This window comes from Hymenobacter agri (genome assembly GCF_054778495.1).
Genome location: NZ_BAAGZM010000191.1, coordinates 1 through 6987 on the forward strand (window position 1 = coordinate 1; position 6987 = coordinate 6987).

General features: G+C 61.0%; 6 protein-coding genes. 3 read left to right on the forward strand and 3 right to left on the reverse strand.

Features of this window, described 5'->3' with window-relative positions; translation table 11 throughout:
- The coding region (locus tag ACYVDE_RS11130) for an amidase family protein (RefSeq protein WP_460501593.1) at positions 1-972 on the forward strand (972 nt) is incomplete at its 5' end.
- Positions 973-1057: 85 nt separating this feature from the next.
- On the opposite strand, the gene ACYVDE_RS11135 is transcribed toward ACYVDE_RS11130, so the two are convergent.
- Both ACYVDE_RS11135 and ACYVDE_RS11140 read right to left on the reverse strand, forming a co-directional pair.
- Complete coding sequence (locus ACYVDE_RS11135) at positions 1058-2563, reverse strand: lipopolysaccharide biosynthesis protein (protein ID WP_460501595.1); 1506 nt, start codon at positions 2561-2563, stop codon at positions 1058-1060.
- Positions 2564-2661: 98 nt separating this feature from the next.
- Positions 2662-3453: an enoyl-CoA hydratase/isomerase family protein gene (locus tag ACYVDE_RS11140; protein ID WP_460501597.1), complete on the reverse strand. Its 792-nt coding sequence runs from the start codon at positions 3451-3453 to the stop codon at positions 2662-2664.
- Positions 3454-3690: 237 nt separating this feature from the next.
- Here ACYVDE_RS11140 and mscL point away from each other — a divergent pair, with 237 nt between their 5' ends.
- Positions 3691-4074, forward strand: coding sequence for an MscL family protein (mscL, locus tag ACYVDE_RS11145; protein WP_460501599.1), 384 nt, complete (start codon positions 3691-3693; stop codon positions 4072-4074).
- A 237-nt stretch (positions 4075-4311) separates the two neighbouring features.
- The gene (locus tag ACYVDE_RS11150; RefSeq protein WP_460501601.1) at positions 4312-4761 is read left to right on the forward strand and encodes a hypothetical protein; all 450 of its coding nucleotides are present in this window, start codon (positions 4312-4314) and stop codon (positions 4759-4761) included.
- Between the two features lie 198 nt (positions 4762-4959).
- Here the strand turns inward: ACYVDE_RS11150 and infB are convergent.
- On the reverse strand, positions 4960-6987 hold a 2028-nt coding region (gene infB / locus ACYVDE_RS11155; protein ID WP_460501603.1), incomplete at its 5' end, for a translation initiation factor IF-2.

Genomic DNA, 6987 nt, shown 5'->3' on the forward strand with positions numbered 1-6987 from the left:
GGCGGCTCGGCGGTGGCCGTGCAGGCCGATATGTGCTTGGCCTCGATTGGCTCCGACACGGGCGGCTCGGTGCGCCAGCCGGCCGCGTTTTGCGGCGTGGTAGGCTTCAAGCCCACGTACTCGCGCATTTCGCGCTACGGCTTGGTGGCCTTCGCGTCGTCGTTCGACCAGATTGGGCCCATTACCCGCTCGGTGGCCGATGCCGCGCTGCTGCTCGAAGTAATGGCCGGCCCCGATGGCATGGACAGCACCGCCAGCCAGCGCGAAGTGCCCGCCTACAGCCAGCTGCTCACGCCCGCACCGCATTACCGCATCGGATACATCGCCGATGCCGTGAACCGCGAGGGCCTGAACCCCGAAATCAAGGCCGCCATGGAAGCTCAGCTCGACGTGCTGCGCGGCCAGGGCCACGTGGTGGAAGCCGTGGAGTTTCCCTACCTCGACTACATGATTCCGACCTACTACATCCTCACCACCGCCGAAGCCAGCTCCAACCTGGGCCGCTTCGATGGCGTGAAGTACGGCTACCGCGCCCCGGATGCTACGGACCTGGAATCGATGTACAAAAAGAGCCGCGCCCAAGGTTTCGGCCCCGAAGTGCAGCGCCGCATCATGCTGGGCACCTTCGTGCTCAGCGCCAGCTACTACGATGCGTACTACACCAAAGCCCAGCGCGTTCGTCGCCTCATCAAAGAGAAAACCGACGAGCTGCTGCGCCAGTACGATTTCCTGGTGCTGCCCACCACGCCCACCACGGCCTTCAACATCGGCGAGAAGCAGGACCCGGTGAGCATGTACTTGGCCGATATCTTCACGGTGCAGGCCTCGCTGGCCGGCGTGCCCGCCATTTCAGTTCCCGTGGGCGAAGATGCCGCCGGCCTGCCCATTGGCTTGCAGGTAATGGCTGGCGCTTTCCGCGAAGCCGATTTGCTGGCCTTCGCCAGCACCATCACCGAGGAAGTACCCGCATAGCTTTCGCCATGATGACAGCCACCAAAAAAGCCCGGCCGCAATGGCCGGGCTTTTTTGGTTGAAGCCGCTTGGTGATGCCTGGCCGCTACGCGCGCGCCATTGCCCGGCGCGGTTGCTCCACCAGCCACAGCGCGGCTAAGAACGCCAACGTGAGGCCCACGTGCCACCCGTGGCGCAACCACCAGTTTGCGGGTTGCAGCCACCAGCCCAGCGCCACCAGCCCCGAGGCAAACAGCAGCCACAGGCCTAGCCGCAGCGCCGGATACGGCACCGGAAAGTGCCGCTCGCCCAATCGCCAGCACAGCACGGCCATCATAAAGTAGCAGGCCAGCGTGGCAATGGCCGAGCCTAGGTAGCCCAGCAGCGGAATCAGCAGGAAGTTGAGAGCAATGGTGAGCACCGCGCCCCCGGCCCCGATGTAAGTACCGTAATAGGTTTTATCCGTGAGCTTGAACCACACCGACAGGTTGTAGTACACGCCCAGAAACAGGTTGGCCAGCAGCAGAATGGGCACCACTACCAACCCCTGATGGTACTCTGGTCGCCGCAGAAACAAGTCGCCAAAGTCCTCCACGTTCAGGCTGATGCCCACGAAGATGACCGCGCAGCAGAGTGTAAACCACTTCAGAATCATGGCAAACGTGGCGGGCGAGTTCTTCTCGGTGCTCTGGGCGAAAAAGAACGGTTCGGCTGCGTAGCGGAAGGCCTGAATCACGAGCGACATGAAGATGCTCAGCTTGTAGCACGCGCCGTAGATGCCTACCGCCGTGAGGCTGCTTTGGCCGGGATAGAAGTTCTCGGGCAGCCACTTGGGCAACAGAATGCGGTCGAGCGTCTCGTTCACCATGCCGGCCAGTCCCATCAGCATCAGCGGGTAGGCGTAGGCCAGCAGCGGCTGCAAAAACGAGAAATTCAGGCGGAAGCGGAAGTCCAGCAGTTCGCGGCCCAGCAATAGCAGCGTGAGGCCGCTGGCAAACAGGTTGCTCAGAAATACGTAGCCCACGCCCACCGTGGGGTCGAACACCCGCGCCACCAACGGCTGCAGCCCCGGCAGCCACTTTCCGCTCATCACGGCCGGGCAAAACACGATGAAAAACAGGTTCAGCACCACATTGGCCACGATGCCGGCCAGCTTGATGCCGGCAAACTTGCGTGCCTTATTCTCGAGCCGCAGCCGGGCAAATGGAATGGCCGTGAGCGCATCCAGCCCCAGAATCAGCGCCACCCACACGGCGTACCGCTCGTTGCCGGCCGGAATCTCCAGCAGCCCCAGCAGCGGGCGCGCCAGCAGCATCAGCAGCACCGTGAGCGCGGCCGTACTCACCAGCAACAGGCTCAGCACCCGGTCGTACAGCTCCCGGCGGTCGGTGCCGGGCCGGTTGGCGAAGCGGAAAAACGTGGTTTCCATGCCGTAGGTGAACACCACGTTCAGAAACGACACGTAGGCGTACAGCCCCGTTACCACGCCGTATTCGGCCGCCGCAAACGCCCCGGTATATATCGGCACCAGCAGGTAGGTGAGCACCCGGCCCACAATGCTGCTCACGCCATACACGGCCGTTTGCGAGGCCAGTTTCTTAGCTACACTCATTCTTGGACAATGAAGAATGAGGAATGAGGAATGAAGAATGCTGAACCGCCGTTTGGGCAATCCCTCATTCCTCATTCCTCATTCCTCATTGACGGAGGTTACTTGCCGGTGAACACCGCTGCCCGCTTCTCCACGAACGCTGTCGTGCCTTCCCTTAAATCGTCCGTTTCGAACGCCTGCTCGAAGGCGTGCACTTCGGCGGCGTAACCATCAGTTTCCTTGTCGTAGTACGCGTTCACGCACTCCAGCACCAAGCCCACGGCCACGGGAGCCTTGCCCAGAATACGGCCCAGCAACTGCCGGCAGAAATCCAGCAGTTCGGCCTGCGGCACTACGTGGTTCACCAAGCCCAGGCGCAGGGCCTCGTCGGCTTTTACCTGGTCGGCTGTGAGCATCAGTTCAATGGCCTTGCCCTTGCCAATGAGCCGCGACAGTCGCTGCGTGCCACCGTAGGCGGGCAACAGGCCCAGGTTCACTTCGGGCTGGCCGAAGCGGGCATTTTCCGAAGCCACGCGCATGTGGCAGGCCATGGCCAGTTCGCAGCCACCGCCCAGCGCGAAGCCGTTCACGGCCGCAATCACGGGCTTGGTACTTTCCTCGATGCGGGCGAAGGCTTCTTGGCCGCGCTCGGCGGTGCGGGCGGCCTGCGCGGGCGTGAGGACGGCCAGCTCGGCAATATCGGCTCCGGCCACGAACGCCTTCTCGCCGCTGCCCGTGAAGATGATGCCGCGCACCTGCGCGTCGTCGAGCGCCTGCTCCACGGCCGCGTCGATTTCGGCGACGGTGGCCGCGTTCAGCGCGTTCAGCTTGCTGGGGCGGTTGAGGGTGATGGTGAGGATGCCACTGGCGGCATCGAGGTCGTAGAGCAGGTTTTCGAAAGTAGCGGACATAAGCACGAAAGGCCAGGGTTGCGGTTGGCCCTGCCAAAGATACGGCCCGCGCCGGGCCGAAACCGGCCGGGCCAACGCCCCGGTTCAACCCGCCAGCGTCGGTGTTGGACGAAACCATTGCCCAGCCATCAATTCATCCGGCTACTTTTATATTGTTGTCGGGCTATGACAGTATTTGTATGAAAATACATAGATTTAGCCCTGACAGCTTTTCTAATCACCTTAATCCTCACTGCAATGGGTTTTGTTTCCGAATTCAAGGAGTTCATCTCAAAAGGCAACGTGCTCGACCTGGCCGTCGGCGTTATCATCGGCGGGGCCTTCGGTAAAATCGTGACCTCGCTTACCGACGACGTCATCATGCCCATCGTGGGCCTGATTGGCGGGCAGCCCGATTTTTCGGCCATCCACCTAGGCCCCATCAAAATCGGCCTGTTCATGAATGCCGTGGTGGGCTTCCTTATCCTGGCGCTCATTATCTTCTTTATCGTAAAGGGAGCCAACAGCATCAAAAAGAAGCCCGTCGAAGTTGTAGCGGCTCCCGCCACCCCTCCGCCCCCCACCACCGACCAGCAACTGCTGATGGAAATCCGCGATGCTTTGCGCGCTGGTCGCGTATAAGGCCGTTTCTCGTTCAACCAGAAAAAACCGCTGTCTGTCGTGCCACAGACAGCGGTTTTGCATTTCAGGTTAAAGTTTTCATTTTATTTGCAGCAGGCAAGCGGCCGAATCAAAATAAGTTACGAACTTCGCTTTGCCCTCGTTCGGGAGAATATCTTTCACTTTCCGAATGGAACCCCACCCCTGCTTCAATCGTTAGGCCGCCAACGCCATCCACCCCAACACCACCCCTCTCGCATGAACAAGCTGTTTGCCGTTGCCCTGCTGGGCGTTCTGAGTTTTGGTACCGCTGCCGTGGCGCAGGCTCAAACCGGCCCCGCTTTCCCCGAGCCCGGCCGCAATAAAAATCCCGAAGCCGGCCGTACCAGCGCCACCAACGCCCAAGAGCTGGCCCGCAACCAGCGCCGCGCCGCCATGACGCCCGACGAAATCAAGAAGGACCAGCAGCTGGCCCTGCTCGAAGCCCGCACCGGCAATACCAGCTTCGGCACCAAAGGCCCCGAGCGCCAGTTCGATTCCAATAAATCAGGCAGTGGCTTCTTCGTGCGCAAGTTCAAGGCGCAGGCCGGCAAGCCCGGCTACGGCGAAGGCAAGCGCGGCCAGGCTCACTTCGTAGGCGGTTCCGACCCGGCCGGCAAGCCCTTGGTGCACAAGCACCCCCGCAAGCACAAGTTCCTGTTCTTCTAGGGATAAATAATCTGTTAAGAAAAGCCCCAACTGCGCAGGCAGCTGGGGCTTTTTCTATGCTGGGCCTGCGGTTAAATGCATGGGTATCACTTCTGGGCGGACAGGACCAATGCAGAATTCCAGCTGCCTACGGCCATAAAAACAAAGCCCCGACTGCAATTGCAGCCGGGGCTTTCACCTTTACAGGTTGCGCGAGCCTTACAGCGTGCGCTTGATTTCCTTTTCTTCGAAACCTTCGATGTTGTCACCTTCCACCAGTTCATTGAAGCCTTTGATGGAGATACCGCATTCGTAGCCCTGGCGCACCTCGCTCACGTCGTCTTTGAAACGTTTGAGGTCCTGAATATCGCCGGTATGCAGCACGATGCCATCGCGCACCACGCGCACCTTGGTTTTGCGGGTCATGGTGCCTTCCGTCATCATACAGCCGGCAATGGTGCCCACTTTGGTGATGTTGAACACCTGACGAACTTCGGCGTTGGCCACTACCACTTCCTGCACCGTCGGGGCCAGCATGCCTTCCATGGCATCCTTCACCTCGTTGATGGCGTTGTAAATGATGGAGTACAGGCGGATGTCAATCTGCTCGTTCTCAGCCAGCTTACGCGCGCTCTGCGAGGGACGCACCTGGAAGCCAATGATGATGGCGTCGGAAGCCGAAGCCAGCAGCACGTCGCTTTCCGAGATGGCGCCCACGCCTTTCGAGAGGATGTTCACCTTTACTTCCGGCGTGCTCAGCTTGAGCAGCGAGTCGGAAAGGGCTTCCACCGAGCCGTCCACGTCGCCCTTCACCAGGATGTTGAGCTCCTTGAACGAACCGATGGCCAGGCGGCGACCGATTTCGTCCAGCGTAATGTGTTTCTTGGTCCGGATGGTTTGCTCGCGGGCCAGCTGCAGGCGCTGCGTGGCAATTTCGCGGGCTTCGCGCTCCGTTTCCATCACCTGCAGGCGGTCGCCGGCCTGCGGGGCGCCGGTGAGGCCGAGCACCTGCACCGGCGTAGCCGGCGGAGCCGACTTCATCTTCTTGCCGCGGTGGTCGGTCATAGCCTTCACGCGGCCGAAGTGCGGGCCGGCCAGAATCACGTCGCCCACGCTCAGCGTGCCGGTTTGCACCAGCACGGTGGTCACGTAGCCACGGCCTTTGTCCAGCGAGGCTTCAATCACGGTGCCAATGGCATTGCGGTCAGGGTTCGCCTTCAACTCCAGCAGTTCGGCTTCGAGCAGCACCTTTTCCAGCAGCTCCTCAATACCAATGCCCGATTTGGCCGAAACCTCCTGGCTCTGGTACTTACCGCCCCATTCTTCCACCAGAATGTTAATCTGGGAAAGCTCCTCGCGGATTTTCTCGGGGTTAGCGGCCGGTTTATCAATCTTGTTAAGGGCGATGATAATCGGCACCCCGGCGGCCTGCGCGTGGTTGATGGCTTCCTTCGTCTGCGGCATCACCGAGTCGTCGGCCGCCACCACGATGATGGCAATGTCCGTCACCTTCGCACCGCGGGCGCGCATGGCCGTAAAGGCTTCGTGACCAGGCGTATCGAGGAAGGTAATGGGCTGGCCCGACTTGGTTTTCACCTCATAGGCGCCGATGTGCTGCGTGATGCCGCCGGCTTCACCCTTGGCCACACTCGCATCGCGGATGTAGTCAAGCAGCGAGGTTTTGCCGTGGTCGACGTGGCCCATGATGGTGACGATGGGGGCTCGGGGCTTGAGGTCTTCCTCAGCATCGCCGGCATCCACGTCAATCTCCTCTTCCTCAGCCGACAGGAATTCCACGTCAAAGCCGAATTCGTCGGCAATCACGGTAATGGCTTCGGCGTCGAGGCGCTGGTTGATGGACACGAACATGCCCATGCCCAGGCACACCTTAATCACCTCGTTCACGTTCACGTCCATCAGCGAAGCCAGGTCATTGGCCGAGATGAATTCCGTGAGCTTGAGGGTCTTGGCGTCGAGCTCGTTCTGTGCGCGCAGGGCCTCGCGGTCCTCCGCCAGCATGCTGCGCTTGTCGCGACGGTACTTGGCGCGGTTGGCCTGGCCACCGCCCTTGTTGCCGCCAAGCTTAGCCAGCGTGGCTTTAATCTGCTCCTGAATCTGCTTTTCAGCCTGTTCGGGCGTGAGTGCAGGCGCATTCGGCTTCGGACCGGGCTGGCCGGTACGCTGGTTGCCCCCCTGGCCGGGACGGTTGCCACCAGGACCGCCGCCGGGGCGGTTGCCCTGGTAGCC